23 protein-coding genes, 1 tRNA gene, 1 pseudogene and 2 riboswitches are annotated in these 25,526 nt (G+C 71.7%); of the genes and pseudogenes, 18 read left to right on the forward strand and 7 right to left on the reverse strand.

From position 1 onward, the window contains the following. The first annotated feature begins 29 nt into the window (after positions 1 to 29). From R3F55_08025 to R3F55_08050, 6 genes are all read left to right on the forward strand, one after another. Positions 30 to 977 (forward strand): sugar ABC transporter permease, encoded by a 948-nt coding sequence (locus R3F55_08025; protein MEZ5667367.1) that lies wholly within the window; start codon positions 30 to 32, stop codon positions 975 to 977. Further along, positions 970 to 1,884, forward strand: a complete 915-nt coding sequence (locus R3F55_08030) for a carbohydrate ABC transporter permease (GenBank protein ID MEZ5667368.1) — start codon at positions 970 to 972, stop codon at positions 1,882 to 1,884. Before R3F55_08025 ends, R3F55_08030 begins: the two co-directional genes overlap by 8 nt. Before the next feature lie 118 nt (positions 1,885 to 2,002). Continuing rightward, positions 2,003 to 3,109 (forward strand): ABC transporter ATP-binding protein, encoded by a 1,107-nt coding sequence (locus R3F55_08035; protein MEZ5667369.1) that lies wholly within the window; start codon positions 2,003 to 2,005, stop codon positions 3,107 to 3,109. Positions 3,110 to 3,119: 10 nt separating this feature from the next. Further along, positions 3,120 to 3,884, forward strand: a complete 765-nt coding sequence (locus R3F55_08040) for an SDR family NAD(P)-dependent oxidoreductase (protein MEZ5667370.1) — start codon at positions 3,120 to 3,122, stop codon at positions 3,882 to 3,884. A gap of 49 nt (positions 3,885 to 3,933) precedes the next feature. Then, positions 3,934 to 4,935 carry a sugar phosphate isomerase/epimerase gene (locus R3F55_08045; GenBank protein ID MEZ5667371.1) on the forward strand — a complete coding sequence of 334 codons (1,002 nt, stop codon included), beginning with the start codon at positions 3,934 to 3,936 and terminating at the stop codon, positions 4,933 to 4,935. After that, positions 4,932 to 5,738 (forward strand): SDR family oxidoreductase, encoded by an 807-nt coding sequence (locus R3F55_08050; protein ID MEZ5667372.1) that lies wholly within the window; start codon positions 4,932 to 4,934, stop codon positions 5,736 to 5,738. The genes R3F55_08045 and R3F55_08050 overlap by 4 nt, the downstream gene beginning before the upstream one ends. Positions 5,739 to 5,960: 222 nt before the next feature. Here the strand turns inward: R3F55_08050 and R3F55_08055 are convergent. Further along, positions 5,961 to 6,036: transfer RNA gene (locus tag R3F55_08055), tRNA-Ala, on the reverse strand. Positions 6,037 to 6,274: 238 nt separating this feature from the next. Here R3F55_08055 and R3F55_08060 point away from each other — a divergent pair. The 5 genes from R3F55_08060 (at position 6,275) to R3F55_08080 (ending at position 11,724) form a co-directional block, all read left to right on the forward strand. Further along, positions 6,275 to 6,565: a YggT family protein gene (locus R3F55_08060; protein MEZ5667373.1), complete on the forward strand. Its 291-nt coding sequence runs from the start codon at positions 6,275 to 6,277 to the stop codon at positions 6,563 to 6,565. Between the two features lie 22 nt (positions 6,566 to 6,587). Further along, entirely contained in the window at positions 6,588 to 6,920 is a 333-nt protein-coding gene (locus tag R3F55_08065; GenBank protein MEZ5667374.1) for a DUF167 domain-containing protein, read from the forward strand. After that, on the forward strand, positions 6,917 to 7,810 hold the full coding sequence (gene folD, locus R3F55_08070) for a bifunctional methylenetetrahydrofolate dehydrogenase/methenyltetrahydrofolate cyclohydrolase FolD (GenBank protein ID MEZ5667375.1): 894 nt from the start codon (positions 6,917 to 6,919) through the stop codon (positions 7,808 to 7,810). The genes R3F55_08065 and folD overlap by 4 nt, the downstream gene beginning before the upstream one ends. 90 nt (positions 7,811 to 7,900) lie before the next feature. Continuing rightward, entirely contained in the window at positions 7,901 to 8,827 is a 927-nt protein-coding gene (locus R3F55_08075) for an ABC transporter permease subunit (protein MEZ5667376.1), read from the forward strand. Positions 8,828 to 8,832: 5 nt separating this feature from the next. Further along, positions 8,833 to 11,724, forward strand: a complete 2,892-nt coding sequence (locus R3F55_08080) for a DEAD/DEAH box helicase family protein (protein MEZ5667377.1) — start codon at positions 8,833 to 8,835, stop codon at positions 11,722 to 11,724. Positions 11,725 to 11,789: 65 nt separating this feature from the next. Here the strand turns inward: R3F55_08080 and R3F55_08085 are convergent, their stop codons facing one another. After that, complete coding sequence (locus tag R3F55_08085; protein MEZ5667378.1) at positions 11,790 to 12,404, reverse strand: hypothetical protein; 615 nt, start codon at positions 12,402 to 12,404, stop codon at positions 11,790 to 11,792. Positions 12,405 to 12,547: 143 nt separating this feature from the next. Continuing rightward, a riboswitch (glycine riboswitch) is annotated at positions 12,548 to 12,653 on the forward strand. Between the two features lie 3 nt (positions 12,654 to 12,656). Continuing rightward, positions 12,657 to 12,762, forward strand: a riboswitch (glycine riboswitch). Between the two features lie 49 nt (positions 12,763 to 12,811). Here R3F55_08085 and gcvT point away from each other — a divergent pair. From gcvT to R3F55_08120, 7 genes are all read left to right on the forward strand, one after another. After that, complete coding sequence (gene gcvT, locus R3F55_08090; protein ID MEZ5667379.1) at positions 12,812 to 13,927, forward strand: glycine cleavage system aminomethyltransferase GcvT; 1,116 nt, start codon at positions 12,812 to 12,814, stop codon at positions 13,925 to 13,927. A 12-nt stretch (positions 13,928 to 13,939) separates the two neighbouring features. Further along, positions 13,940 to 14,308: a glycine cleavage system protein GcvH gene (gene gcvH / locus R3F55_08095; GenBank protein ID MEZ5667380.1), complete on the forward strand. Its 369-nt coding sequence runs from the start codon at positions 13,940 to 13,942 to the stop codon at positions 14,306 to 14,308. Next, positions 14,308 to 15,651: an aminomethyl-transferring glycine dehydrogenase subunit GcvPA gene (gene gcvPA / locus R3F55_08100; protein ID MEZ5667381.1), complete on the forward strand. Its 1,344-nt coding sequence runs from the start codon at positions 14,308 to 14,310 to the stop codon at positions 15,649 to 15,651. Before gcvH ends, gcvPA begins: the two co-directional genes overlap by 1 nt. Further along, positions 15,651 to 17,216, forward strand: a complete 1,566-nt coding sequence (gene gcvPB, locus R3F55_08105; protein MEZ5667382.1) for an aminomethyl-transferring glycine dehydrogenase subunit GcvPB — start codon at positions 15,651 to 15,653, stop codon at positions 17,214 to 17,216. The genes gcvPA and gcvPB overlap by 1 nt, the downstream gene beginning before the upstream one ends. Before the next feature lie 137 nt (positions 17,217 to 17,353). Beyond that, positions 17,354 to 18,139 carry a FecR domain-containing protein gene (locus R3F55_08110; GenBank protein MEZ5667383.1) on the forward strand — a complete coding sequence of 262 codons (786 nt, stop codon included), beginning with the start codon at positions 17,354 to 17,356 and terminating at the stop codon, positions 18,137 to 18,139. A gap of 3 nt (positions 18,140 to 18,142) precedes the next feature. After that, complete coding sequence (locus R3F55_08115; protein ID MEZ5667384.1) at positions 18,143 to 19,300, forward strand: CHASE2 domain-containing protein; 1,158 nt, start codon at positions 18,143 to 18,145, stop codon at positions 19,298 to 19,300. 309 nt (positions 19,301 to 19,609) lie between these two features. Continuing rightward, positions 19,610 to 20,389, forward strand: coding sequence for an adenylate/guanylate cyclase domain-containing protein (locus R3F55_08120; protein MEZ5667385.1), 780 nt, complete (start codon positions 19,610 to 19,612; stop codon positions 20,387 to 20,389). Between the two features lie 28 nt (positions 20,390 to 20,417). Here the strand turns inward: R3F55_08120 and R3F55_08125 are convergent, their stop codons facing one another. The 5 genes and pseudogenes from R3F55_08125 to def form a co-directional block, all read right to left on the reverse strand. Next, the gene (locus R3F55_08125; protein MEZ5667386.1) at positions 20,418 to 21,875 is read right to left on the reverse strand and encodes a TrkH family potassium uptake protein; all 1,458 of its coding nucleotides are present in this window, start codon (positions 21,873 to 21,875) and stop codon (positions 20,418 to 20,420) included. 51 nt (positions 21,876 to 21,926) lie between these two features. Continuing rightward, entirely contained in the window at positions 21,927 to 22,823 is an 897-nt protein-coding gene (locus tag R3F55_08130; protein MEZ5667387.1) for a cation diffusion facilitator family transporter, read from the reverse strand. A 17-nt stretch (positions 22,824 to 22,840) separates the two neighbouring features. After that, a pseudogene (locus R3F55_08135) lies at positions 22,841 to 24,212 on the reverse strand (cystathionine beta-synthase). A gap of 61 nt (positions 24,213 to 24,273) precedes the next feature. Next, positions 24,274 to 24,954: a COQ9 family protein gene (locus R3F55_08140; GenBank protein MEZ5667388.1), complete on the reverse strand. Its 681-nt coding sequence runs from the start codon at positions 24,952 to 24,954 to the stop codon at positions 24,274 to 24,276. Beyond that, positions 24,951 to 25,499: a peptide deformylase gene (gene def, locus R3F55_08145; protein ID MEZ5667389.1), complete on the reverse strand. Its 549-nt coding sequence runs from the start codon at positions 25,497 to 25,499 to the stop codon at positions 24,951 to 24,953. Before def ends, R3F55_08140 begins: the two co-directional genes overlap by 4 nt. Between the last annotated feature and the right edge of the window lie 27 nt (positions 25,500 to 25,526).

Consider the following 25,526-nt stretch of genomic DNA (forward strand, 5'->3'; position numbering starts at 1 on the left):
GCGGACGGCGCGTCTGCGGGATCGGCGGCATGGCGGTATCGGCAACGGCTCCGGACATCGGCGCCCGCACGCCGGGCGCGCGGCCTGCGCTGGGCGCGCGCATGGCAGGCTGGGTGCCGTTCCTCGTGCTGGCGCCGTCGCTGGTCGCGAGCTTCGTCTACGTCTTCGGCTTCACCGGCTGGACCGCCTACATCTCGCTGTCCAACTCGTCGCTGTTGCCGACCTACGACCTGGTCGGGTTCGAGCACTATGAGTCGCTGTGGGCGAACCGGCGCTGGAACATCGCCTACACCAACCTGTTCGTCTTCTCCGGCTTCTACGTGATCCTGTCGCTGGCGCTGGGCCTGCTGCTGGCCATCCTGATCGACCAGCGCATCCGCGCCGAATCCTTCTGGCGCACCATCTATCTCTATCCGCTGGCGGTATCGTTCGTGGTCACCGGCACGGTGTGGAGCTGGCTCTACGCGCCGGACAGCGGCATCCAGTTCCTGGTCCGCGCGCTGGGGTGGTCCGAGTTCGAGTTCGCGCCGGCCACCGACCGCGACTGGGCGCTCTACGTCATCGTGGTCACCGGCATGTGGCAGGCCTCGGGCTTCGCGATGGCCTTGTTCCTGGCCGGGCTGCGCGCGGTCGACCCCGACATCGTCAAGGCGGCGCGGATCGACGGCGCCAGTTCGTGGCGGCTCTACCGCAAGGTCATCCTGCCGGGCATCGGCCCGATCTTCCTGGCCGTCGTCGTGGTGCTGCTGCAGTTCGCGATCAAGACCTTCGACCTGGTCGTCGCGCTGACCGGCGGCGGCCCCGGCATCGCCACCACCTTCCCGGCGATCTACGTCTACGACCTGATGTTCCAGCGCGGCCAGATCGCCGAGGGCGCCGCCGCCGCGATCATGATCCTGCTCGCGCTGGCCGTGGTGCTGGTGCCGTATTCGATCTGGCTGGTCTGGCGACGCCGGCGGGACAGCGGCCATGGCTGACGCGACCATCGACGCCGCCCTGGCCGACGAATGGGATCCGGACGCTGCGGCCGCCCGACGCCGCAGGCTGGTCACCCGCATCGTCATCTACGGCATCCTCGGCGTCTTCGCCGTCTACTACCTGTTGCCGCTGGTCGTGGTGGTCCTCAACTCGTTCCGCGACCTCGACGAGATCGCCGCGAACGGCCTGATCGCCTGGCCGCGCAGCTTCAACTTCGACGCCTGGGGCCGGGCGTGGTCGAGCTACTGCATCGGCGGCCGGTGCGAGGGCATGCAGGCCAACTTCTGGAACTCGCTGAAGATGACCGTGCCGGCGACGCTGCTTTCGACCGCGGTCGGCGCGATCAACGGCTACATCCTCAGCAAGTGGCGGTTCCGCGGCTCGGAGATCCTGTTCACCTGCATGCTGCTCGGCGTGTTCATGCCCGGCCAGATCGCGCTGATGCCGTGGGCCTTCATCCTGGGCAACCTCGGGCTGTCGAACACCACCTACGGGCTGATCCTGGTCCACGTGGTACAGGGCATCTCGTTCACCACGCTGTTCTGCCGCAACTACTACCTGTCGATCCCGGACGACCTGATCAAGGCGGCGCGCATCGACGGCGCCGGCTTCTGGCGCATCCTGCGCAGGATCGTGCTGCCGCTGTCGCCGCCGATCCTGATCGTCACCGTGATCTGGCAGTTCACCGGCATCTGGAACGAGTTCCTCTACGCCGTCGTCTTCACCTCCGGCGCCGAGCAGCCGATCACGGCCGCCCTGGTCGCGCTGTCGACCAACGGAACCAACGTCCGCGACTACGATGTGATGAGCGGCGCCGTGCTGATCGGCGCGCTGCCGCCGCTGCTGATCTACTTCTTCGGCGGCAAGTATTTCGTCCGCGGCCTGACCCAGGGAGCGATCAAGTGACGGGCTCACACCCTGCCGTCGCCGCGCGCAGCATCGCGGCGCTGCCCTCCATGGCAATTGTGCGGCTGGGTATCGCCGGACCGGCGGCGGGACCGACCGCCGGCGCGGAGCGCGCGACATGTCCTCGCTGACCGTCCATGCGTTGCGCAAGCGCTTCGGCCAGGTCGAAGTGCTGAAGGGCATCGACCTTGAGGCCGAAACCGGCGAGTTCATCGCGCTGGTCGGCCCGTCGGGCTGCGGCAAGTCGACCCTGCTCGCCATGATCGCCGGCCTGGAGAGCGTGACCTCAGGCGAGATCCGGATCGGCGACCGCCTGGTCAACTCGGTGCCGCCGAAGGACCGCGACATCGCCATGGTATTCCAGTCCTACGCGCTCTATCCGACGATGACCGTGCGCGAGAACATGCTGTTCGGCATGCAGTGCCGCGGCGTCGGCAAGGCGGAGCAGCAGGCGGCGCTGGCCCGCGTCGCCCAGCTTCTGCAGATCGAGGCGCTGCTCGGCCGCAAGCCGGGCCAGCTGTCCGGCGGCCAGCGCCAGCGCGTCGCCATGGGGCGCGCCCTGGTCCGCGACCCGCTGCTGTTCCTGTTCGACGAGCCGCTTTCGAACCTCGATGCCAAGCTGCGCGTCGAGATGCGCACCGAGATCAAGAAACTGCACCAGCGCATCGGCAAGACCACGATCTATGTCACCCACGACCAGGTCGAGGCGATGACGCTGGCGTCGCGCATCGCGGTGATGCATCAGGGCAGCCTGCAGCAGTTCGACGTGCCCCAGGCCGTCTACAACCGGCCGGCCAACATGTTCGTCGCCGGTTTCATGGGCTCGCCGTCGATGAACTTCATCGAGGCCGAGATCGAGGGCGCCGACGGCGTGGCCGCGGCCGCCTTCCCCGGCCCCGGCGGCACGCGGATCGCGTTGCCGCTGCACCGGCGCGCCGACATCGCGCCGGGGCGCCGGGTGATTCTCGGCGTCCGCCCCGAGCACCTCAGCCGCTTCGACGCCGAGGGCCGCGCGCGCAAGCCCGGCATGGCGCGTCTCGACGCGCCGGTGGAAGTGGTCGAGCCCACCGGCTCGGAGACCATCGCCGTGATGCGGCTCGCCGACCGCGAGATCGTCGGCCGCTTCCCGCCCGACGATGCGCCGGCCACGGGCGAGACGGTGGCGCTGGCCGTCGACATGGCCCATGCCTGCCTTTTCGACCCCGACACGCGGCAATTGATCTGAGGCCGCCGCAATGACCTTCGCCCGATATCCCAGTCTCGCCGGCCGGGTCGTGCTGGTCACCGGCGGCGCCAGCGGCATCGGCGCCGACATCGTGCGCGCCTTCGCCGCCAACGCGGCCCGCGTCGTCTTCCTCGACATCCAGGTCGAGGCCGGGCAGGCGCTGGCGGACGCGCTCGCCGACGCCGCCCACCGGCCTTGCTTCCGCGCATGCGACATCACCGACATCGCGGCGCTGCAGCGCACCATCGAGACGACGGGCGCCGACCTCGGCCCGATCTCGGTCCTGATCAACAACGCCGCGAACGACGAGCGCCACAAGGCCGACGCGGTCTCGCCCGACTACTGGGATGCCTCGATGGCCGTGAACCTGCGGCCGCAGTTCTTCGCTGCCCAGGCAGTGCACGCCCAGATGCGCCGCCTCGGCTACGGCTCGATCGTGAACCTGTCGTCGATCGCCTGGCGCCACGGCGCCGACGAGATGGTGGCCTACGCCACTGCCAAGGCGGCTGTGCTGGGGCTGACCCGCAGCCTGGCGCGCGCCTTCGGCGACGACAACATCCGGGTCAACGCCATCGAACCCGGCGCGGTGATGACCGAGCGCCAGCGCCGGCTGTGGTACCCGACCGAGGAGTCGGTCGCCGCCATGGTCGCCCGCCAGTGCCTGAAGCGCACGCTGCTCGGCGACGAGATCGCCCGCGCCGCCCTGTTCCTGGCTGCCGACGACAGCCGGATGATCACCAAGCAGTCGATCGTCGTCGACGCCGGCATCCGCTGATGCACCGCCGTCCCGCGGCCCGGATACGAAAGACCAAGGACCTTCGCCCATGCGCCTCCACGTCGGACTGAACCCCTACGGGCTCACCTATCATCTCGGCCTGCAGGGCCACGGCACGCCGCGGGCCAACCCGGACGGACGCGGGCTGCGCGGCTTCATCGCCATCGCCCGCGAACTGAAGGCCGAGGTGCTCGAGATCTTCGAGCCCTGGCTGACGGCACTCACCGACGACGAGCTGCGGGCGCTGCGCGACGAGCTCGCCGGTCTCGGCATCCGTCCGATCGTCAGCTCCGGCCTCACCATGGGGTCGGTCGAGCACGCGTTCCGCGCGGCGCGCCTGCTCGACGCCACGCTGATGCGCTTCGCGCTGAGCCGCGTCCTGTGCGGCGACCGCAACGCCCAGGGCGACAAATGGCCGGCGATCGTCGCCGACGTCCGCGCCGGTCTCGCCCGCTGGGCGCCGGTGGCGGCCGACGCCGGGATCACCCTGGCGATCGAGAATCACCAGGACTTCACCAGCGCCGAGCTGGTCGCCTTCTGTGCCGAGGCCGGCCCGAGCGTCGGACTGTGCTTCGACATGGGCAACACCTTCCCGGTCGCCGAGGCGCCCATCGACTTCACCCGCGCGGTGGCGCCGTGGGTGCGCTACTGCCACCTGAAGGACTATCGGGTCCAGTTCACCGACCAGGGGTTCCGCCTGATCCGCTGTGCGATCGGCGACGGCGCGGTGCCGTATGGCGAGATGGTCGCCATCCTCGGCGCGCATCACGACGAGCTGCCCGCCGCGTTGGAGCCGGGCGCACTGGAGGCCCGCCACGTCCGCCTGTTCACCGCCGACTGGTGGAACGGCTATCCGGCGAAGGATGCGCGCGCGCTCGCGGCCTGTCTCGCCGCCGCCCGGCACAACCGGCTGCCCGAGGATGCCGACTATCGCACCCCGTGGGAGCGGGGCGAGGATAGCGCCCTGGTCGACTACGAGCTCGCCATGATCCGCCGCAGTGCCGCCAACATGCGCGCGCTCGGCCTGATGCCAATGGAGAACGCCGCATGACAAAGCCGCTTGCCGGCAAGATCGCCTTCGTCACCGGGTCCGGCCGCGGCCTGGGCAACGTCATGGCCCGCCGGCTCGCCGAGCATGGCGCCGACGTCGCCCTGCACGACATCGACCCGCTGGCGCCCGCCAAGTACGGCGAGGCCCGCGACCTCGACGAGGTCGCCGCGCGCTTCGCGACCCTGGGCGTGCGCTCGACCGCAGTCACCGGCAACATCGGCGACCCCGCGGCGGTGGCGCGGATGAAGGCCGAGATCGAAGCCGCGCTCGGTCAGGTCGAGATCCTGGTCAACTGCGCCGGCGGCGACATCGGCGCCAAGGGCGGCAAGCCCGACCCCAACACCGGCCTCGGGATCGCCTTCGAGGACATCAAGGTGCTGACCGAGAACAACCTGATCGGCACCATGTTGGTCTGCCAGGCCTTCATCCCGCCGATGGTCGCCGCCGGCCGCGGTTGCGTGATCAACATCGCCTCGGCCGCCGCCCACCTCGGCTGCTCGCCCGAGGTGGTGTACTCGACGCTGAAGGCCGCCGTCGTCCACTACACCCGCTGCCTGGCCAAGGAACTGTTGACCGAGGGGGTGCGGATCAACGCGGTCAGCCCGGGGCCGACCAAGTCGGCCCGGTTCCAAGCCACCCGCACCGTCGATCCCGAGAAGATGAAGGTCGGCAAGTCCCTGGTCCGCTATGCCGAACCGGACGAGATCGCCGATGCCGTCGCCTTCCTCGCCGGCCCCGGCGCCCGGTTCATCAACGGCCAGGTCCTGCGCGTCGACGGCGGGATCACCCTGTTTCCCGGCTAGCACGGCCGGCGGGAGCCCGGGCCACGCCGTCCGTTGCATCCGTTCCCGATGGCGAGCCCGGCATCGGCGCTTCGCATGTGGCCGCCGGCCGTGCACGCGGTGCGCAACACCGGGGCCGCCACGACACGACCATGACCGCGATCCGCGGCGCGACAGCGACTCTCATTCGATTGCTGAGCCGCAGATGGGCCCGCTACGCCGACGACACGTGCTTGATCTGATTGGTGGAGCCGAGGGGAGTCGAACCCCTGACCTCTACATTGCGAACGTAGCGCTCTCCCAACTGAGCTACGGCCCCAACCGGCGGAGGCGCCCGTGGGGCACGTCCGGCGGCGGATAGATGGGGCAAGCGGGGTTGGCTGTCAAGCGTATGTGGCCGGCAACCGCCGGCCGTGGGACCGCGACACCCGGGGCGGGCGGCGGCGCTTGCGCCGTCACCGGGGCGACGCTAGGGTTCGTGCCGCGTGCCGCCCGGCGCATTCCGGGTGCGGGGCACGCCTGCAGCAGCACCGCGTGCCCGGAGCCGAAACCGCCCGATGAAGACCATCCTCGACGTCGTCCTGTTCGCCATCAACGTGATCTGGATCATCCTGCTGGTCTGGGTGGTGCTGAGCTGGCTGGTCGCCTTCGGCGTGGTCAACATGCGCAACCAGTTCGTGGCGACGGTCTATCGCTCGCTCTATGCGCTGACCGAGCCGGTGCTGCGGCCGATCCGCAGGATCCTGCCCAATATGGGCGCCATCGACCTGTCGCCGCTGGTGCTGGTGCTGATCCTCTATTTGGTCCAGCGGCTGATCGCCAACAACTACATCGACTGGGTCACCTGAGTTCGCGCGGCCGGCCGATCCGATGGGCCGATCCGGCCCGATTGGACCAGCCAAGGACGGCGTCACTGTCGCCGTCCGCTTGACGCCGCGGGCGAAAACACAGGCAATCCACCGCGCGATCGTCGACGGTCCGTCCGGGCCGGCGCTGAAGGCGAGCGTCGCCGCGCCGCCGGTCGAGGGTGCGGCCAACGCCGCCCTGCTGGCGCTGCTGGCCAAGACGTGGCGGTTGCCGAAGTCGGCGCTGGAGATCGTTGGCGGCGCGCACGACCGCAACAAGCTGGTGCTGGTGCGCGGCGACCCGGCCGAGCTGATGGAACGGATCGCGCGCTGGCGCGCCGAGGGGGAGGACCGATGACCGCAGCGATAATCGACGGCAAGGCCTTCGCGGCCGGCCTGCGCACCCGGGTCGCCGGCGCGGTCGACCGGCTGCGCGACGATCACGGACTGACCCCCGGACTGGCCGTCGTGCTGGTCGGCGACGACCCGGCCAGCCAGGTCTATGTCGGCAGCAAGGCGAAGCAGACCGTCGAGGTCGGCATGCACTCGTTCGAGCACCGGCTGCCCGAGAGCACCGGCCAGGACGCGCTGCTGGCGCTGGTCCGCCAGCTCAACGCCGACCCGGCGGTGCATGGCATCCTGGTCCAGCTGCCGCTGCCGAAGCAGATCGACGCCCAGGCGGTGCTCGACGCCATCGACCCGGCCAAGGACGTCGACGGCTTCCACGCCATCAACACCGGCCGGCTGTGGTCCGGCGCCGACGCGCTGGTGCCGTGCACGCCGCTGGGCTGCCTGCTGCTGCTGCGCGACCGGCTGGGCGCCATGGCCGGCAAGCGCGCGGTGATCGTCGGCCGCTCCAACATCGTCGGCAAGCCGATGGCGGCCCTGCTGCTGGGCGAAAGCTGCACCGTCACCGTCGCGCACTCGAAGACGGTCGACCTGCCCGGCGAATGCCGCAACGCCGACATCCTGGTCGCCGCCGTCGGCCGGCCGCAGATGATCCGCGGCGACTGGATCAAGCCCGGCGCCACCGTGATCGACGTCGGCATCAACCGGGTGCCGGCGCCCGACAAGGGCGAGGGCAAGACCCGACTGGTCGGCGACGTCGCCTATGACGAGGCAGCCGAGGTGGCCGGCGCGATCACGCCGGTGCCCGGCGGGGTCGGCCCGATGACCATCGCCTGCCTGCTGCGCAACACCGTCACCGCCGCCTGCCGCGCGCGGAGGATCGCGCCGCCGGCGATGTGAGCCGGAAACCCGCCCGGATTTCCGCCACCCGCCTTCGTGCCACCCGACTTGAGGATTGACGCTCTGCGCCGGGCGTGGCCTGTTGCCGCGATGGCGGTGAGCGAGCCCACCATCACGGATCCAGCGGCGGTCCCGGCCCGGGGGCCTTCGGCGCCGCCGCACCCGCTGCGCGCCTTCTGGCACGACTTCAGCCGCAACAAGGGTGCGGTCGGCGCCTTGATCGTGATCGGGCTGGTCGCCTTCGCCGCGGTGTTCGCCGACCTGATCGCGCCGTTCGACTACGACACCCAGTTCCGCGATTTCGCCAAGGCGCCGCCGGTCTGGCTGGAGGGCGGCGACAGCCGGTTCCTGCTCGGCGCCGACGCCACCGGGCGCGACATCCTCTCGCGCGTCATCCACGGCGCGCGCTATTCGCTGCTGATCGGCTTCGTCGTGGTCGGGCTGTCGGCCACGGTCGGCATCGTGCTCGGCCTGGTCGCCGGCTACTACCGCGGCATCACCGACGTCGCGATCATGCGGCTGATGGACATCATGCTGGCACTGCCGTCGCTGCTGCTGGCGATCGCCATCGTCGCCATCCTCGGTCCGGGCCTGTTCAACGCCGTCGTCGCGGTCGCCATCGTCGTGCTGCCCCACTATGTGCGCCTGACCCGCGCCGCGGTGATCACCGAGAAGTCGAAGGATTACGTCACCGCCTCGCGCATCGCCGGCGCCGGCGACCTGCGCCAGATGCTGGTGACGCTGCTGCCCAACTGCGCGCCGCCGCTGATCGTGCAGGCGACGCTGGGCTTCTCCACCGCCATCCTCGATGCCGCGGCGCTGGGCTTCCTCGGCCTCGGCGCGCAGAAGCCGACGCCGGAATGGGGCGCGATGCTGGCCGACGCGCGCGAATTCGTACTGTCCGGCGACTGGTGGATCGTCACCTTCCCCGGCGTCGCCATCCTGATCACCGTGCTGGCCTTCAACCTGCTGGGCGACGGCCTGCGCGACGCACTCGACCCGAAGCTGAAGAAATAGCGTCGTTGACCGAGACCGCGGCCGACAGCGACGGCGCGGACATCTCCGCGAACGGGGACAAGGCGAAGCCGGCGATCCCCGAATTCGGCTTCCGCGGCATCTGGCGCGGCTACCAGCAACGGCTGATCGACGAGCTGGCCGGCCACATGGACGACCGCCGGCTGCACGTGGTCGCCGCGCCCGGTGCCGGCAAGACCCTGATCGGGCTGGAGGTGGTGCGCCGGCTTGAGCGGCCGGCGCTGGTGCTGTCGCCGTCGCTGGCAATCCGCGACCAGTGGCTGCAGCGGCTGGCCGGCATGTTCCGGTCGGAGCGGGAAGACTGGCTCGCCGGCGTCGGTCACGACCTCGCCGCGCCGGGCTGGCTGACCTCGTCCACCTACCAGTCCGTTCACGCCGCCCTGTCCGGCGTCGCCGTCGCGGAGACGGACGAGGCGGCAGAGGCTGACGAGACCGAGGACGAAGACGACGGCGAACTCGCGACCGCACCGGAGGAAGCCGGCGATGACGGCGCCGGCGATGGACCGGTGGACGGCGGGCTGCTGCGGGCGCTGAGCCGGGCAGGCGTCGCCACGCTGGTGCTGGACGAGGCGCATCACCTGCGCAAGGCCTGGTGGGACAGCCTGCAGGTGCTGGTCCGCCACCTGCGCAAGACGCGCAAGGACTTCCACATCGTCAGCCTGACCGCGACGCCGCCCTACGACGTCGACGCGGCCGAGTGGGAGCGCTACGAGGCGGTCTGCGGGCCGATCGACGCCGAGATCTCGATCCCGGAGCTGGTTCGCCAGGGCGACCTGTGCCCGCACCAGGACTTCGTCTGGTTCAGCTTCCCGAAGCCGGTCGAGATCGGCGCTTTCGAGACCTTTGCCCGCGAAAGCCAGGCCCTGGTCGAACGCTGGGCGACCCGGCCGGAGCTGGCCGCCGCGGTCGCCGGCCACCCGTGGCTCTCCGCCGCGAAGGATGTCGCGGACGACGCCCTGAGCCGGCCGGAACTGCTGGGTGCACTCGCGATTGCCGCACAGGCGAACGGACAGGCGGTGCCGCCGGGCGTCGCCGACCTGCTCGGCGCCGATGCCGCCGCGGTGCCGCCGCCCGCGCCGCGCAACCTGACGGCGTTGCTGCAGGCGGTGCTCGACGGCGACCTCGGCGTGCCGCTGCCCGACGGCCTCGACAAGGCGCTGGCGGCGGATCTGCGCGCCATCGGCGGGCTGTCGCGGCGCAAGGTGCGGCTGAACAGGGACGAGCCGCTGGCGCGCGCGCTGACCCGCAGCACCGCCCGCATCGAGGCGACGGTCGAGATCGCGCACGAGGAGTATGACGCGCTGGGCCCGGCGCTGCGCATGGTCGTACTGACCGACTCGATCCGCGCCGACGCGCTGCGCCGGCCGGACGCCGAGAGCGCGGACGGAATCGGCGCCGGTCCGATCCTGCGCCGCATGATCGCGACCGAGCTGACCGACAAGGTCGAGACGGCGCTGGTCACCGGCAGCCTGGTCGTGGTCCGTGCCGCGGTCGCGGACGCCGTCCTGGCCGCGGCGGCGCGGGCCGGCATGCGCCCGGACGAGATCGCGCTGCGTCCGCTGCCCGCCCTGCCCGACTGGCTGAGCGTCGAGGTCGAGGACGGGCGCCGCGGCGCGCGGCTGGCGACGATGACCCGGCTGCTCGAGGCCGGCACGCTGCGCTGCCTGGTCGGCACCGCCGCGCTGCTCGGCGAGGGCTGGGACGCGCCGTCGATCAACAGCCTGGTGCTGGCGACCTCGGTCCGCAGCTCCATGCTGTCGAACCAGATGCGCGGCCGTGCGATCCGCCGCCAGCCGGGCAATCCCGACAAGACCGCCGCGATCTGGCATCTGGCGACGATCATCCCGCCCGACCTGCTCCTGGCGCGGACCGCCGACAGCGCCTGGGACCGCTTCGAGACCCCGCACGAGGAGATCGAGGCCGAGGGCGTGCTGGCCGCCGCGCCCTCCAGGCTGGGCCGCGATGCGCAGACGATCGCGCAGCGCTTCAAGGTGTTCTCCGCCGTCGGCCACGCCCCGCCGTTCGCGGTCAGCAACGGCATCGCCAGGCTCGGCATCGACGAGACCGTGTGGGATGCGGCGGCGGTGGCCAGGGTCAACCGGCTGATGCTCGCCCGCGCGGCCGACCGGCCGGCGATCGCCGCGGCCTGGCGCCAGTCGGTCGGCGGCGCGATGCGGATGCAGCGGCCGGCCGAGGCGCTGCGCACGCGGCCGCCGACCGGCCCGCGCCTGGTCTGGAACCAGGGGATCGCCGCGCTGTTCGCGCCGCTGCTGCTATGGCTGCTCTACGTGGTCCAGTTCACGCCGGACGTCGCCGACATCGTCGGCGAGACCAACGCGGTACTGTTCGGACTGGTCTGCGTCGCCGGCGGCATCGCCTGGAACGGCCGGCGCATCGGCCGCCTGGTCACCGCCGGCTCGCCGGGCCGGCACCTGCGCCAGATCGGCGAGGCCGTGCTCGACGGCCTGGCCGCTGCCGGCGTCCTGCACACGCCGCGCGAACGGCTCGCGGTCGTCGTCGGCGCCGACGGCCGGCGCCGGATCTGCCGGGTCGACGGCGGTACCCGCCACGACGAGGCGGCCTTCGTCGACGCCTTGGCCGAACTGCTCGACCCGCTGCGCAATCCGCGCCGGATCCTGGTGCGGCATGCGCGGCTGTGGCCGACGCGGCGCCGCGACTTCCATGCGGTCCCGGCCGAGATCGCGGCCAGCGATGCCGCGACCGAGGCGTTCGCGAAGGGTTGGCGGCGGCGGGTCGGCGTCTGCACGGTGCTCTCCACCCGCGGTCGCGACGGCCGCCGGCGGCTGCTGGAGGCGCGGGCCAGGCAATATGCCGCGTCCTTCGTGCCAGCCGCCGACCGCCTGACGGTCTGGGAATAGGCCGACAGGCCGCGCGGCCGGCACGAGGCCGGGTCCGCGCGGCCCGCCCGGGCCGGGTCGCCCCCTCAGCCGCAGCCGAGACCCGGCGCGAAGCTGACGTCGATCGGGTTGAACCGGATCGCGCGGATCGAGGTGTCGCCACTCGGGTTGGAGTCGGTCGAGATGTCGTCGCCGGTGGTGTCGCCCAGCAGGGTGACGGTCGCGACCGGGCCAGGATTCTGCGGTACGACAGGCAGCACCAGGCCGCCGTCCTCGATCGACTGGCCCGGCCCGGCGATCAGGCCGCAGCCGAACGGGCCGCAGCCGGGCGCGCTGTCGTGGCTGAGCAGCGAGAAGCTCTGGCTCTCGATCGCCACCACCGTCCGCCGGCAGCTGTCGTCCTCGAATCGCCAGACCAGGATCGGCGCCGGGTCGATCGCGGTGCGGCTGCCGTCGCCGCCCATCTCGGTCGCGGTGAAATGGACGTTGGCGAAGATCGCCCGCCCGCCGCGGCCGATGCTCAGCTCGACGCCGACGGTCATGCGCGGGCCGTTGCCGCCGAATTCGCGGTCGCCGGCCAGGACCTGGGTCGGCACGATCGGCGTGGTGATGTCGCGCAGCACGATCGTTTCCGCGTGCGCCGCCGCGGAGGCCGCCAGCGCCGCAGCGCCCAGGGCCAGGGAAGTCAGCAGTCTGCTCATTGTCAGGCTCCTTGCGTTGCCGTCCCCACCGTTGGGTCGCGGCAACGCAGCGCCAGGTTCATACCGGCGCAGCACCGCCAGCGCGGCGCGGCACGTGCCGATTGACTTTGCCATCGGCTCGGCTACGGTCGTCGCAGCAGCCGATGAGGCTTGCGGGAGAGTCCGGTCCGTGCGGGATCCCCGTGCGAGGCCGGCGCCGAAGGAGCAACCACCCGGGAAACTCTCAGGCACCAGGACCGCAAGCTGAGGCGACTCTGGAAAGCGGGCCGGTTACGGCTCCACCGACGGGGTAACCCCGACGCGATGGCCGGTCCGCCGGCCGCACGACGGGGCAATCTCTCAGGTCTTCGGGACAGAGCGGGGACGACGCACCATCCCGGTGCGTTGTTCGACCACGCGAGGACCCGATGGCCGACGATGCGCTGAACCGCACACCGCTCCACGATCTGCACGTCGCCCACGGCGCCCGCATCGGGCCGTTCGCCGGCTATGCGATGCCGATCCAATATGCCGGCGGGATCATCAGGGAACACGCCCAGGTACGCGAGAGCGCGGGGCTGTTCGATGTCTCGCACATGGGCCAGGTCAGCATCGCCGGGCCCGACAGCGGCGCGCTGATCGCCGCGCTGGAGCGGGTGATGACCGCCGACCTGCAGGCGCTGGCCGACGGGCGCACCCGCTATGCCCTGCTCACCAACGCACAGGGCGGCATCCGCGACGACCTGATGATCACCCGGCGCGACGCCGGCTTCTTTGCGGTGGTCAACGCCGCCAACAAGCATGCCGATCTCGCCATCCTGCAGCAGGCGCTGGCCGGCGTCGGCAGCGCCACCATGCACGACGACCGCGCCCTGGTCGCGCTGCAGGGGCCGAAGGCGGCAAGCGTGCTGGCACGGCTGGCGCCCGGGATCGAGGCGATGACCTTCATGTCGTTCCGGGCGGTCGACATCGCCGGCGTCCCCTGCCTGGCCACACGCAGCGGCTATACCGGCGAGGACGGCTTCGAGATCTCGGTGCCCGCCGCGACGGCCGTCGCCTTCTGCGAGGCGCTGCTGTCGCAGGACGAGGCCGGGCTGGCCGGCCTCGGCGCGCGCGATTCGCTGCGGCTCGAGGCGGGACTGTGCCTGCACGGCTCAGACATCGACGAGACCACCACGCCGGTCGAGGCCGACCTGGTGTGGGCGATCACCAAGCGCCGCCGTGCCGAGGGCGGCTTCCCCGGCGCCCCGGTGATCCAGGCCCAGCTGCGCGACGGCCCGCCGCGCAAGCGGGTCGGCATCAAGCCGGAGGGCCGCGCGCCGGCCCGCGCGCACACCGAGATCCGCCTGCCCGGCGGGCCGGCCATCGGCGAGGTCACCAGCGGCGGCTTCGGCCCCACGGTCGGCGGACCGGTCGCCATGGGCTATGTCGCCGCCGCCCACGCCGTACCCGGTACCGCGGTCGAGCTTGTCGTGCGCGACAAGCCGCAGCCGGCCGCCGTCGTCGCCCTTCCGTTCACGCCCCATCGCTATTTCAGAGGCTAGGAGCATCGCGCCATGCGCTTCACCAAGGATCACGAGTGGGTTTCCATCGCCGACGGCGTCGCCACCGTCGGCATCAGCGGCCACGCCCAGGAGCAACTGGGCGACGTGGTGTTCGTCGAGCTGCCGGACGTCGGCAAGGTCGTCGCCCAGGGCGACGAGCTCGCGGTGGTCGAGTCGGTCAAGGCCGCCAGCGAGGTCTATGCCCCGATCGACGGCAAGGTCGTCGCGGTCAACGACGCGCTCGCCGACAACCCGGGCCTGGTCAACGAATCCGCCGAGGCCGGCGGCTGGTTCGTGAAACTCGCGCCGAGCGCGCCGGCGCAGGCCGACGCGCTGATGGACCGCGCCGCCTACGACGCCTTCGTCGCGGACGGCGAATGATGCGCTACCTGCCGCTGACCGATGCCGACCGGGCCGAGATGCTGGCCGCGATCGGCGTCGCCGATGTCGACGCACTGTTCCGCGACGTGCCCCGGGCCGGCCGGCTCAAGGCCCCGCTCGACCTGCCCGACCACCAGTCCGAGCTGGCGGTCGAGCGCCACCTGTCGCGGCTGGCGGCAAAGAACCGCGCCGCCGGGGCCGGACCGTTCTTCGTCGGCGCCGGCGCCTATCGCCACCATGTGCCGGCGACCGTGGACTACCTGATCCAGCGCGGCGAGTTCCTGACCGCCTATACGCCCTACCAGCCGGAAATCGCCCAGGGCACGCTGCAGTACCTGTTCGAGTTCCAGAGCCAGGTCGCGCTGCTGACCGCGATGGATGTGGCCAACGCCTCGATGTACGACGGCTCGACCGCCTGCGCCGAGGCGGTGATGATGGCCAACCGCGTCACCCGCCGTGGCAAGGCGGTGCTCAGCGGCGGCCTGCATCCGCACTATCGCGCCATCGTCGAGACCTATGCCCGCTTCGACGGCTTCGCGCTCGACCCGGTCGCCGCCGACCCGCGCGGCAGCGAGGACCTGGCGGCGCGGATCGACGACGCCACCTCTTGCGTGGTGGTGCAGACGCCGGACCTGTTCGGGCGGCTGCACGACCTCGCCGCCCTGGCCGAGGCCTGCCACGCCAAGGGCGCGCTGCTGGTCGCCGTGGTCACCGAGGCGCTGTCGCTGGGCGCAGTCACGGCGCCCGGCGCGATGGGCGCCGACATCGTCGTCGCCGAGGGCCAGTCGATCGGCAACGGGCTCAATTTCGGCGGGCCCTATGTCGGCCTGTTCGCCACGCGCGACAAATACGTCCGCCACATGCCCGGCCGCCTGTGCGGCCAGACCGTCGACGCCGACGGCCGCCGCGGCTTCGTGCTGACGCTGTCGACCCGCGAGCAGCACATCCGCCGCGAGAAGGCGACGTCGAACATCTGCACCAATGCCGGGCTGTGCGCGCTGGCCTTCACCATCCACATGTCGCTGCTGGGCGAGGACGGGTTGCGCCGGCTGGCGCTGACCAACCACGCCGTCGCCATGCGCCTGGCCGAGGCGCTGGCGGCGGTGCCCGGCGTCGCGGTGCTGAACGACAGCTTCTTCAACGAGTTCACGGTGTCGCTGCCGCGTCCCGCCGCCGCCGTGGTCGAGGACCTGGCGGCCAAGGGCGTGATCGGCGGCGTGCCGGTGTCGCGCCTGCTGCCGGGCCGCGACGACCTGGCCGATCTGCTGCTGGTCGCCGCCACCGAGACCAATGCCGACGAGGACATCGCCGCCTATGCCGCGGCGCTGAAGGAGGTGCTGTGATGGACCGCTCCCAGGGCCGCACGACCAGGGACGACGCGCCAGGCGAACCGCCGCTGCCCGCCACCTTCAGCGGCCACGACGGCCTGCGCCAGGACGAGCCGCTGATCTTCGAGCAGGACGCGCCCGGCCGCACCGCGGTCGACTGGCCCGAGCCGGCGCTCGCCGGCGACCGGCTCGGCGGCCTCGGCCGCCAGGGGCCGGTCGGCCTGCCCGGCCTGTCGGAACCGCAGGTGGTGCGCCACTACACCCGCCTCAGCCAGTGGAATTTCGGCATCGACACCGGCTTCTTCCCGCTCGGCTCGTGCACCATGAAGCACAATCCGCGGCTGAACGAGCGGGTGGCCCGCCTGCCGGGCTTCGCCGACCTGCACCCGCTGCAGCCGGTCTCCACCGTGCAGGGCGCGCTCGAGCTGATCGACCAGCTCGCCCACTGGCTGAAGACGCTGACCGGCATGCCGGCGGTGGCGCTGTCGCCGGCCGCCGGCGCCCATGGCGAGCTGTGCGGGCTGATGGCGATCCGCGCCGCGCACGAGGCCCGGGGCAACCCGCGCCGCCGCGTGCTGGTGCCGGAATCGGCGCACGGCACCAACCCGGCGACCGCCGTCGCCTGCGGCTACGAGGTGGACGCCGTGCCGGCCGACGCCCGCGGCCGCGTCGACCTCGCCGCCTTCAAGGCCAGGCTGGGCGACGACGTCGCCGGCTGCATGATCACCAACCCGAACACCTGCGGGCTGTTCGAGAACGAGATCATCGAGATCGCCGAGGCGGTGCATGGCGTCGGCGGCTATTTCTACTGCGACGGCGCCAATTTCAACGCCATCGTCGGCCGGGTCCGGCCGGGCGATCTCGGCATCGACGCCATGCACATCAACCTGCACAAGACCTTCTCCACCCCGCACGGCGGCGGCGGGCCGGGCGCCGGCCCGGTGACGCTGTCGGCCGCGCTGGCGCCATTCGCGCCGGTGCCGTGGGTGACCCACGGCGCCGACGGCTTCGACGTGGTCGAGCAGGCCGGCGACGCAGGCGACGCGCAGCCGCTGGGCCGGCTGAAGGCATTCCACGGCCAGATGGGCATGTTCGTGCGCGCGCTCGCCTACATGCTCAGCCACGGCCGCGACGGGCTGGCCCAGGCCTCGGCGGATGCGGTACTCAACGCCAACTACGTGATGGCGCGGCTGAAGGACGTGATGAGCCCGTCGTTCGAGGGCCCCTGCATGCACGAGGCGCTGTTCGACGACAGCTTCCTGAAGGGCACCGACGTCTCGACGCTGGACTTCGCCAAGGCGCTGATCGACGAGGGCTTCCACCCGCCGACCATCTACTTCCCGCTGGTGGTGCACGGCGCGCTGCTGGTTGAGCCGACCGAGACCGAGACCAAGGCCGCGCTGGACCGCTTCATCAAGGCGGCACGCGGCCTGGCGGAGCGGGCGAAGGCCGGCGACGCCGCCTCGTTCCATGCGGCCCCGCGCCGGGCGCCGCGCCGCCGGCTGGACGAGACCGCCGCCGCCCGCAAGCCGGTGCTGCGCTGGCAGCCGGAGCCGCAAACGGCGCAAGCGGCGGAATAGGCGTTCTGCTACAGTCGCCGCCGCCCACCGCACCTCGCGGTGGCGACGGGCGGCGGAGGGAAGCGGTCGTGGTGTCGGCACTGGGGAGGCGCGGCAGGCATGCGGCGCGCGTGGCGGTCGTTGCGGCCGTCTTTGCAATGGCGGCGGAGGCAGCCTGGGCCCAGACCCAGATCGGCGGCGTGGTCGAGGTGCAGGTCGATGCCTACGGGCAGATCCCGAACCGCGACCGCACCCAATTGCGCTCGGCCGACGACGTCTTCGCCGACCAGCTGGTCGAGACGGTAGACGGCGGCGGGCTGCGCCTGCGTTTCGCCGACGCCTCCGAGCTCAGCCTCGGCAGCGGGGCGCGCGTCGCCCTCGACCGCTTCGTCTACGACCCGAACGGCGCCAGCGGCGGCGTGCTCGCGCTCGGCGCCGGGACGATGCGGTTCATTTCCGGCACGGTCGGCCAGGATTCCAACCTCAGCATCGAGACGCCGACGGCGACGATCGGCATCCGCGGCACCGACCTGATCGTCAGCGTGCGCCGCGACGGCGCGACCGTCGTCGGCACCGTCGACGGACTGGTCAGGGTGACCCCGCGCAACGGCGGCGCCGGCGCCGACATCGGCCCGGGTTTCCTGGCCATCGTCGACGAGTCGACGGAGTCGGTCGAAGCCCTGCAGGCCCCGTTCGGTCCCGACGACGAGGCAGCGCTGGCCGACTGGTTCACCACCGACGAATTCGTGGCGGAAGCCGGCGAGCGGTTCGGGACCGACACGCCTTCGGACGCCGACGACGATGCGCTCGACGCCGAGGACGACGACGCCGAGGATGACGACGACGACGACGATGACGACGACGATTCCGGCGACGACGATTCCGGCGACGATTCCGGCGGCGGCGATGATGGCGGCGGCGACGGCGGGGACGGCGGCGAGTAGCCGATGCCGCGCCCGGCGTCGGCCGACCCAGGCGGGCGGCGCCGACGCGGCGCCGCACGCGCCGCCCTGCTGATCCCGCTCGCGCTACTGGTCGGGGTGCTGGCGTTGAAGGCCCTGGACCCCGGGCCGCTGGCCAGCCTGCGGCTGGCGGTGTTCGACGGTTACCAGCGGCTGCGACCGCGGCCCTACACGGCGGCGCCGGTTCGCATCGTGGCGATCGACGATGCCAGCCTGGCCGCCGAGGGCCAGTGGCCGTGGCCGCGCGACCGGCTCGCTGTGCTGGTCGAGACGCTGGCGCAAGCCGGCGCCGCGACGGTCGTCTTCGACATGGTGTTCGCCGAACCCGACCGCACATCGCCGGCGCTGATGGCCGACGAGATCGCGCAGGCGCTGCCGGAAACGCTGCACCCGGCCCTGGCCGCCGCCGTGCTGCCGGACCACGACCGGCGCTTCGCCGAGGCGATCGGCGCGGTGCCGGTGGTGCTGGGCTTCGCGCTGGGCCGCGGTCCGTCGGCGGCGACGTTGCCAGAGCGCTGGTCCTTCGCCTTTGCCGGCAGCGACCCGACGCCCCGGCTGCACGGCTTCGCCGGAGCCGTCACCGCACTGGGCGCGCTACAGGCGTCGGCCAGCGGCGAAGGCGCGATGAACGCCGTTCCGGACAGCGACGGCGTCGTCCGCCGCCTGCCGCTGCTGTTCCGCCTGGGCGACCGCATCGTGCCCGCGCTGGCTGCCGAGGCGCTGCGCGTCGCACAGGGCGCAGGGACCTATGTGGTCAAGTCGGCGGGCGCAAGCGGCGTCGAGAGCCTTGGCGCCGACAGCGGCGTGGCCGCCGTCAAGATCGGCGCGGCCGAAGTGGATACCGACCCGGCGTCGGCGGTCTGGCTGTGGTCCACCGGCCCGCGGCGCGAGCGCTTCCTGTCCGCCGCCGCCGTGCTCGCCGGCGATTTCGATCCGACTCTGGTCGCCGGCCACATCGTGCTGATCGGCGCAACCGCCGCCGGGCTGGCGGACCTGCGCGCAAGCCCGCTCGACCCGGCCGGCCCGGGGGTCGAGCTGCACGCCCAGCTGATCGAGCAGGTCATTGCCGGCATCGCCCTCAACCGACCCGACTGGGCCGCCGGCGCCAATTCGCCTTCATCGCCGTCCTCGGCCTGTGACTAGTTCTGCTGCTGCCGCGGCTCGGCCCGATCGTCTGCGCCGCGGCGACGCTGGCGGCGCTGGCGGCCGCACTCGGCGGCAGCTGGCTGGCCTTTGCCGAGGCCGGCCTGCTGCTCGACCCGGTCACGGCGGCACTGGGCATCCTGGCGGTGTTCGTGACGGCGGTGCTGACCGGACTATCTGCGCGCGGAGGCCGAGCGCAGCCGGGTCCGCACCGCCTTCGCCCACTATCTCTCGCCGACGCTGGTCGACCGGCTGGCGGCCGATCCGGCCGGCCTGAAGCTGGGCGGCGAGACCCGCGACCTGACCGTGATGTTCTGCGACATGCGCGACTTCACCAGCCTGTCCGAGGGCCGCACGCCGGAGCAGGTCACCGCGTTGATCAACCGCTTCCTCACGCCGATGTCGGCTGCGATCCTGGAGCGCGGTGGCACCATCGACAAGTACATTGGCGACGCGATCATGGCGTTCTGGAATGCACCGCTGACCGACGAGGCCCATGCCCGCAATGCCTGCGAGGCCGCATTGGCGATGCGCGACGCGCTCGCGGCGCTGAACTACGAAATCGCCCGCGAACCCGGTGTGGGCGCGATCTTGCGCTTCGGGATCGGCCTGCACTCGGGTCCATGCCTCGTCGGTAACATGGGCTCGACCCAGCGATTCGCCTACTCGGCGCTCGGCGACTGCGTCAATCTGGCGGCGCGGATCGAGGGCCAGGCCAAGACCTATGGCGTCGACATCCTGGTCAGCGGCGAGACCGTCGCCGCGGCCGGCGCCTTCGCCACGCTGGAACTCGACCGCGTCCGCGTGAAAGGCCGGCAACAGCCGGCGGCACTGCACGCGCTGATCGGGCCGTCGGCCGTGGCCGCGTCGCCGGCCTTCACGGCCCTCGCCGGCCGCCATGCCGCGATGCAGGCTGCGTTTCTCGGCCGGCGGTGGGACGAAGCGCGCGCTCAGCTCGGGGACCAGGCTGCCTATGCCGAGTTCGGCCTCGGCCGGGCGCACGCCCTCTATGCCGGGCGGATCGCCGCGGCGATCGCAGCGCCGCCGCCGGAAGGCTGGGACGGCACGTTCGACGCCCTGACGAAATAGACCGGCACCGCCGGCGCTCGCGGCGCGGTCAGCCGCGCCAGAATGCCGGCGAGAACAGCACCAGCACCGACATGATCTCCAGCCGGCCCAGCAGCATGCCGACGGTGAGCAGCCACTTCGCCGGCTCGTTCAGCGTGGCGAAGTTGCCGGCCGGCCCGATCTCCCTGCCGAGGCCGGGACCGACATTGGCCAGCGCCGTCATCGCGCCGGTCAGCGCGGTCACCAACTCGACCCCGGTGAATGCGAGGCCCAGCGTCAGCGCGACCAGCGAGAACAGGAAGGCGGTCAGGAACACGTTGACCGAGCGCAGGATGTCCGGCTCCAGCGTGCGGCCGCCGTAGCGCAGCTGCAGCACGCCGTGCGGATACAGCAGACGGGTCAGCCCGGAGCGCAGCAGCTCGAACATCACCAGCAGCCGATAGGACTTCAGCCCGCCGGCGGTCGAACCGGCACAGCCGCCGACCATGGTCAGCATCAGGAACATGCCGACCGCCGCGTGACCCCAGGTGGTGTAGTCGCCGGCGGCATAGCCGGTGGTGGTGATGATCGAGACCACGTGGAAAGTGGTCTGGGTCAGCGCGCTGAGGAACGGCCGGCCGGTCTCCAGCGACAGCCAGGTCGCCATCGAGGCGGCGATGACCGCGACCAGGGCCAGGAACAGGACGATCTGCGGGTCGGTCAGACTGGTCGCGCGGCTGATGAACAGGGCGCGGATGTACAGGGTGAACGGCAGCGAGCCGATCACCATGAACAGCACCGCGACCCACAGGATGGCATCCGACTGGTAGTGGCCGAGCGAATAGTCGTGGGTGGAGAAGCCGCCGGTCGACAACGTTGTCATGGCGTGGTTGACCGCCTCGAACACCGGCATGCCGGCCAGCACGTAGCCGAGCCCGCAGGCGACCGTCAGCCCGAAATAGAGCATGACCAGCGCGGTCGAGAACTGCAGGAAGCGCGGGAACGGCTTGTCGGAGCGGTCCGACGATTCGATGCGGAAGAACTGCATGCCGCCGACTCGCAGGAACGGCAGCATCAACAGGCCCATGGCGACGAACCCGATGCCGCCGATCCACTGCAGCATCGACCGCCACAGCAACAGGCCGCGCGGCGCCTCGTCCAGGCCGATGATGACGGTCGAGCCGGTGGTGGTGATGCCCGACATCGATTCGAACACGGAATCGGTGAACGACATGCCCCGGCCCGACATCCAGAACGGCAGCGCGCCGGCGATTGCGGTCACCACCCAGATCAGCACGACGGCGAAGAAGGCGAAGCGCAGGGTGAATTTCGGCGACGAGCTGCGCGTCGCCAGCATCGCCGTCACCGACAGGAAGCCGACGATGATCGCCGACTCGGTGAAGGTGCGCCAGTCGGGGTTGCGATCGATGGCATCGACCGCGGCGGGCACCAGCATCGCCGCCGCCAGCTGCGAGCAGAACACGCCGCAGACGTAGATCGCGGGCCGGAAGATGGGCGCTTCGCTCATCTCAGCCGCACGGAAGCCGATGGCGGGCGGAACGCAGGCCGTGAAGCCGGATCATGCCGGGTCGCCGCAACGACTGTGCTCCAACTGGACGGTGACGTGGGTGACGCCGAACAGACGCGCCACGGCGGCATGGATCTCGTCGCGGGTGCTGTCGATATCGGCGCCGGGATCGACCACGGCGTGCAGGGTCATCATGGCACGGTCGCTGCTCAGCGACCAGACATGGACATGGTGGACGTCGTGGACCGCAGGCACGGCGTCGCTCAGCCGGCGGCCGACCTCGGTGGTGTCGACGTCGTCCGGCGCGCCTTCGAGCAGGATGTGGATGGAGCGGCGCAGGATCGCCAGGGCGGAGCGCAGGATCAGCACCACCACCGCCAGCGACAGCACCGGGTCGGCACCGTACCAGCCGGTGGTCATGATGATCAGCGCGGCGGCGATCGCCGCGACCGAGCCGAGCAGGTCGCCGAGCACGTGCAGCGCGGCGCCGCGCATGTTGAGGTTGTCGCGGTCGCCGCCGTGCAGCACGCGGAACACCGCCAGGTTGACCGCCAGGCCGATCGCCGCCACGACCAGCATCGGCAGCGAGCGGATCTCCACCGGTGCGCTGAAGCGGCCGATCGCCTCCGCCGCGATCCAGCCGCCGAGCGCGAGCAGGGCCAGGCTGTTGGCCAGCGAGGCCAGCACCTGGGCCCTGTGATAGCCGAAGGTGCGCCGCGCGTCGGCCCGCCGCGCCGACATGCGGAACGCGCCCCAGCTGAGCGCCAGCGCGCCGAAGTCCGACAGCATGTGGCCGGCGTCGGCGATCAGCGCCAGCGAGCCGACCAGCCAGCCGCCGACCGCCTCGACCACCATGAAGCCGCCGGTCAGCGCCATGCCGATCAGCAGCCGCCGCTCGCTGTCGGCATGGCCGTGACCGTGCGGGTGGTGGTGGGTGTGATCGGCCATGGCGGCCCGGCCGCGCCTCAGCGGTCCACCGACCGGCGCAGGTGGTTGATCAGGTCGATCCGCGTGATCAGGCCGTGGAAGACGCCGTCCGCCTGGATCACCGCCACCTCGCCGTCGCGGAAGATCGGCAGCAGGTCGTCGATCGCCGCCGACGGGGCCAGCGTCTTCAGCCGCGTCGACATCGCCGAGGCGGCCGGGGCGCGAAAGGCGCCGCGGTCGCCATAGGCGGCGGCCAGGATGTCGCTTTCGTCGAGGATGCCGACCAGCCGGCCGTCGTCGATCACCGGCACCTGGCTGACATCGGCCCGGCGCATGCGGCCATAGGCGGTGAGCAGGCTGTCGCCGGAGGTGACCGAGACCACCCCGCCGTCGCTGGCCGGCCGCGCGATGATGTCGCGCAGGTCGCCGTGATACGGCCGGTCGAGATAGCCCTGGTCGGCCATCCAGTAGTCGTTGAACATCTTCGACAGGTACTTGTTGCCGCTGTCGCAGACGAAGGTCACCACTCGCTTCGCCACCGTCTGCGACCGGCAATAGTGCAGCGCTGCGGCGACCAGGGTGCCGCTGGACGATCCGGCCAGCACGCCCTCCTCGCGCAGCAGCAGCCGGGCGGTGTCGAGCGCCTCGGCATCGCCGATGGTGATCGCCTGGCTGGCCAGCGCGAGATCGCAGTTCGGCGGAACGAAGTCCTCGCCGATGCCCTCCACCACCCAGCTGCCGAGCGCGGCGGTCGGCCGGCCGACATTGACCATGTCGGCGATGATCGAGCCGCGCGGGTCCGCCACCACCATCTCCAGCGCCGGGGCCACCCGCGAAATAGCGCCCGAGCCCGGTCAGCGTTCCGCCGGAACCGACGCCGCAGACGATGGCGTCGACCTGCCGGTCCATCTGCTCCCAGATCTCCGGGCCGGTCGTGGTCTCGTGCGCCAGCGGATTGGCCGGGTTGGCGAACTGGTTGACCCAGAAGGCGCCCGGCGTTTCGCGGGCCAGCCGCTCGGCCATGTCCTGGTAATAGGCCGGATGGCCGCGTTCCACGTCCGAGCGGGTGGTGATCACGGTGGCGCCCAGCGCCTTCAGGTGGAACTGCTTTTCCTGGGCCATCTTGTCGGGCATGACGATGGTCAGGCGATAGCCCTTCTGCGCCGCGACCAGGGCGAGGCCGAGGCCGGTGTTGCCGGCGGTGGCCTCGATCAGCAGGTCGCCCGGCCGGATGCGGCCGTCCTTCTCCGCTGCCTCGATCATCGCCAGGGCGATGCGGTCCTTGATCGAGCCGCCCGGGTTCTGGTTCTCCAGCTTGACGAACAGGCGGCAGGGCCCGGTGTCGAACCGGGTCAGTTCCAGCATCGGCGTGTCGCCGATCAGGTCCAGGATCGAGGATGGAGCGGGCATGGCGGCGTCAGCTTCCCCTTCTGGCGCAGGCGGCGGAACGCGGCGCAGGGTCGCGCCGCCCTCAGCGCCGCGCGCGGAACTGGGCGGCGCCCCGGCGGAACGCGCGGGCGGTGCGCACCGGGTTCGGCGCGAAGCGGAAGGCGCGCTCGACCCGGCCGCGGATCTTCGGGATCTGCAGCACCTCGCCGATGCGCCGGTCGAGGAACGCCCAGCTGTCGGCCTGGCCCTCCGACTCGTCGTCCAGCCAGTAGAGCAGGGTCGAGGTGTAGACCCAGGCCAGCAGCCCGCGCTTGGTGTAGAAGCTGAAGTCGGTGGCCGTGTCGCCCGCCACCCGCCAGATCGCGTCGACGGTGCGGTACAGCGCCCGGGCCGCGGCCGCGGCGTGCGGCGGCATCGCGGTGACGGCGATCGCCCGGCGGATCGCGACGCGCTCGCCGGCATGGGCCTCCAGCCGCACGCGGACCGCGGTGGCGATCCGGTCGCGCACCCGCAGCGACGGCAGGTCGCGCTCCGCCAGCGCCACCAGCATGCGCCGGTCGGCCAGGTCGCAGTAGTGCGCGACGATGTCGATCGGTCCGGCGGGGAACAGCCGGCCGGCGTCCTCCGGCTCCAGCCCGGCGTCGGCGGCGGCGCGCCGCGCGCAGCCCGGCGTCCAGCCGTCGAACGGTACATGCGGCAGCATCGCCTCGACCAGCGCGTCGCGGTCGCGGCGCAGCCGGTCCTCCATCGCGCCGTCCCTCATGCGACCGCCTCCTCCTCCACCATCTCGTCGCCGGCGAAGCCGCGCCGGATTTCCTCGACGAAGCCGAACCGGCTCATGTCGGTCATCCGCGCCGGATAGAGCACCCCGTCCAGGTGGTCGCACTCGTGCTGGACCACGCGGGCGTGGAAGCCCTCGGCGACGCGGTCGATCGCCTCGCCGGCCGGCGTGACCGCGCGATAGCGCACCCGCCGGTGGCGGGGCACCAGCCCCATCATGCCGGGCACCGACAGGCAGCCCTCCCAGCCGTCGTCCATGGTGTCGTCCAGCGGCTCGACCACCGGATTGACCAGCACGGTCAGCGGCATGGTCGCGTCGCCGTCGCGCCCGCGCGGGACGTGGAAGATCACCACGCGCAGCGGCACGTGCACCTGCGGCGCGGCCAGGCCGGCGCCGTCGGCGTCCTCCATCGTCTCGATCATGTCCTCGACCAGGCGACGGATCGCCGGATGGGTCGGGTCGTCGACCGGGCGGGCGGGAGAGCGCAGGACCGGGTGGCCCATGCGCGCGATCTTCAGAATGGCCATGGCGTCAATATGTGCGGGCCGCCGGGC

The organism is Alphaproteobacteria bacterium, assembly GCA_041396705.1.
Classification (GTDB): domain Bacteria; phylum Pseudomonadota; class Alphaproteobacteria; order CALKHQ01; family CALKHQ01; genus CALKHQ01.

What these genes read in the sequence shown, in the direction of transcription:
- R3F55_08025 (MEZ5667367.1), top strand. Translation starts at nt 30, where the DNA reads ATGGCGGTATCGGCAACGGCTCCGGACATCGGCGCCCGCACGCCGGGC.
- R3F55_08030 (MEZ5667368.1), top strand. Translation starts at nt 970, where the DNA reads ATGGCTGACGCGACCATCGACGCCGCCCTGGCCGACGAATGGGATCCG.
- R3F55_08035 (MEZ5667369.1), top strand. Translation starts at nt 2,003, where the DNA reads ATGTCCTCGCTGACCGTCCATGCGTTGCGCAAGCGCTTCGGCCAGGTC.
- R3F55_08040 (MEZ5667370.1), top strand. Translation starts at nt 3,120, where the DNA reads ATGACCTTCGCCCGATATCCCAGTCTCGCCGGCCGGGTCGTGCTGGTC.
- R3F55_08045 (MEZ5667371.1), top strand. Translation starts at nt 3,934, where the DNA reads ATGCGCCTCCACGTCGGACTGAACCCCTACGGGCTCACCTATCATCTC.
- R3F55_08050 (MEZ5667372.1), top strand. Translation starts at nt 4,932, where the DNA reads ATGACAAAGCCGCTTGCCGGCAAGATCGCCTTCGTCACCGGGTCCGGC.
- R3F55_08060 (MEZ5667373.1), top strand. Translation starts at nt 6,275, where the DNA reads ATGAAGACCATCCTCGACGTCGTCCTGTTCGCCATCAACGTGATCTGG.
- R3F55_08065 (MEZ5667374.1), top strand. Translation starts at nt 6,588, where the DNA reads ATGGGCCGATCCGGCCCGATTGGACCAGCCAAGGACGGCGTCACTGTC.
- folD (MEZ5667375.1), top strand. Translation starts at nt 6,917, where the DNA reads ATGACCGCAGCGATAATCGACGGCAAGGCCTTCGCGGCCGGCCTGCGC.
- R3F55_08075 (MEZ5667376.1), top strand. Translation starts at nt 7,901, where the DNA reads ATGGCGGTGAGCGAGCCCACCATCACGGATCCAGCGGCGGTCCCGGCC.
- R3F55_08085 (MEZ5667378.1), bottom strand. Translation starts at nt 12,404, where the DNA reads ATGAGCAGACTGCTGACTTCCCTGGCCCTGGGCGCTGCGGCGCTGGCG.
- gcvT (MEZ5667379.1), top strand. Translation starts at nt 12,812, where the DNA reads ATGGCCGACGATGCGCTGAACCGCACACCGCTCCACGATCTGCACGTC.
- gcvH (MEZ5667380.1), top strand. Translation starts at nt 13,940, where the DNA reads ATGCGCTTCACCAAGGATCACGAGTGGGTTTCCATCGCCGACGGCGTC.
- gcvPA (MEZ5667381.1), top strand. Translation starts at nt 14,308, where the DNA reads ATGCGCTACCTGCCGCTGACCGATGCCGACCGGGCCGAGATGCTGGCC.
- gcvPB (MEZ5667382.1), top strand. Translation starts at nt 15,651, where the DNA reads ATGGACCGCTCCCAGGGCCGCACGACCAGGGACGACGCGCCAGGCGAA.
- R3F55_08110 (MEZ5667383.1), top strand. Translation starts at nt 17,354, where the DNA reads ATGGCGGCGGAGGCAGCCTGGGCCCAGACCCAGATCGGCGGCGTGGTC.
- R3F55_08115 (MEZ5667384.1), top strand. Translation starts at nt 18,143, where the DNA reads ATGCCGCGCCCGGCGTCGGCCGACCCAGGCGGGCGGCGCCGACGCGGC.
- R3F55_08120 (MEZ5667385.1), top strand. Translation starts at nt 19,610, where the DNA reads ATGTTCTGCGACATGCGCGACTTCACCAGCCTGTCCGAGGGCCGCACG.
- R3F55_08125 (MEZ5667386.1), bottom strand. Translation starts at nt 21,875, where the DNA reads ATGAGCGAAGCGCCCATCTTCCGGCCCGCGATCTACGTCTGCGGCGTG.
- R3F55_08130 (MEZ5667387.1), bottom strand. Translation starts at nt 22,823, where the DNA reads ATGGCCGATCACACCCACCACCACCCGCACGGTCACGGCCATGCCGAC.
- R3F55_08140 (MEZ5667388.1), bottom strand. Translation starts at nt 24,954, where the DNA reads ATGAGGGACGGCGCGATGGAGGACCGGCTGCGCCGCGACCGCGACGCG.
- def (MEZ5667389.1), bottom strand. Translation starts at nt 25,499, where the DNA reads ATGGCCATTCTGAAGATCGCGCGCATGGGCCACCCGGTCCTGCGCTCT.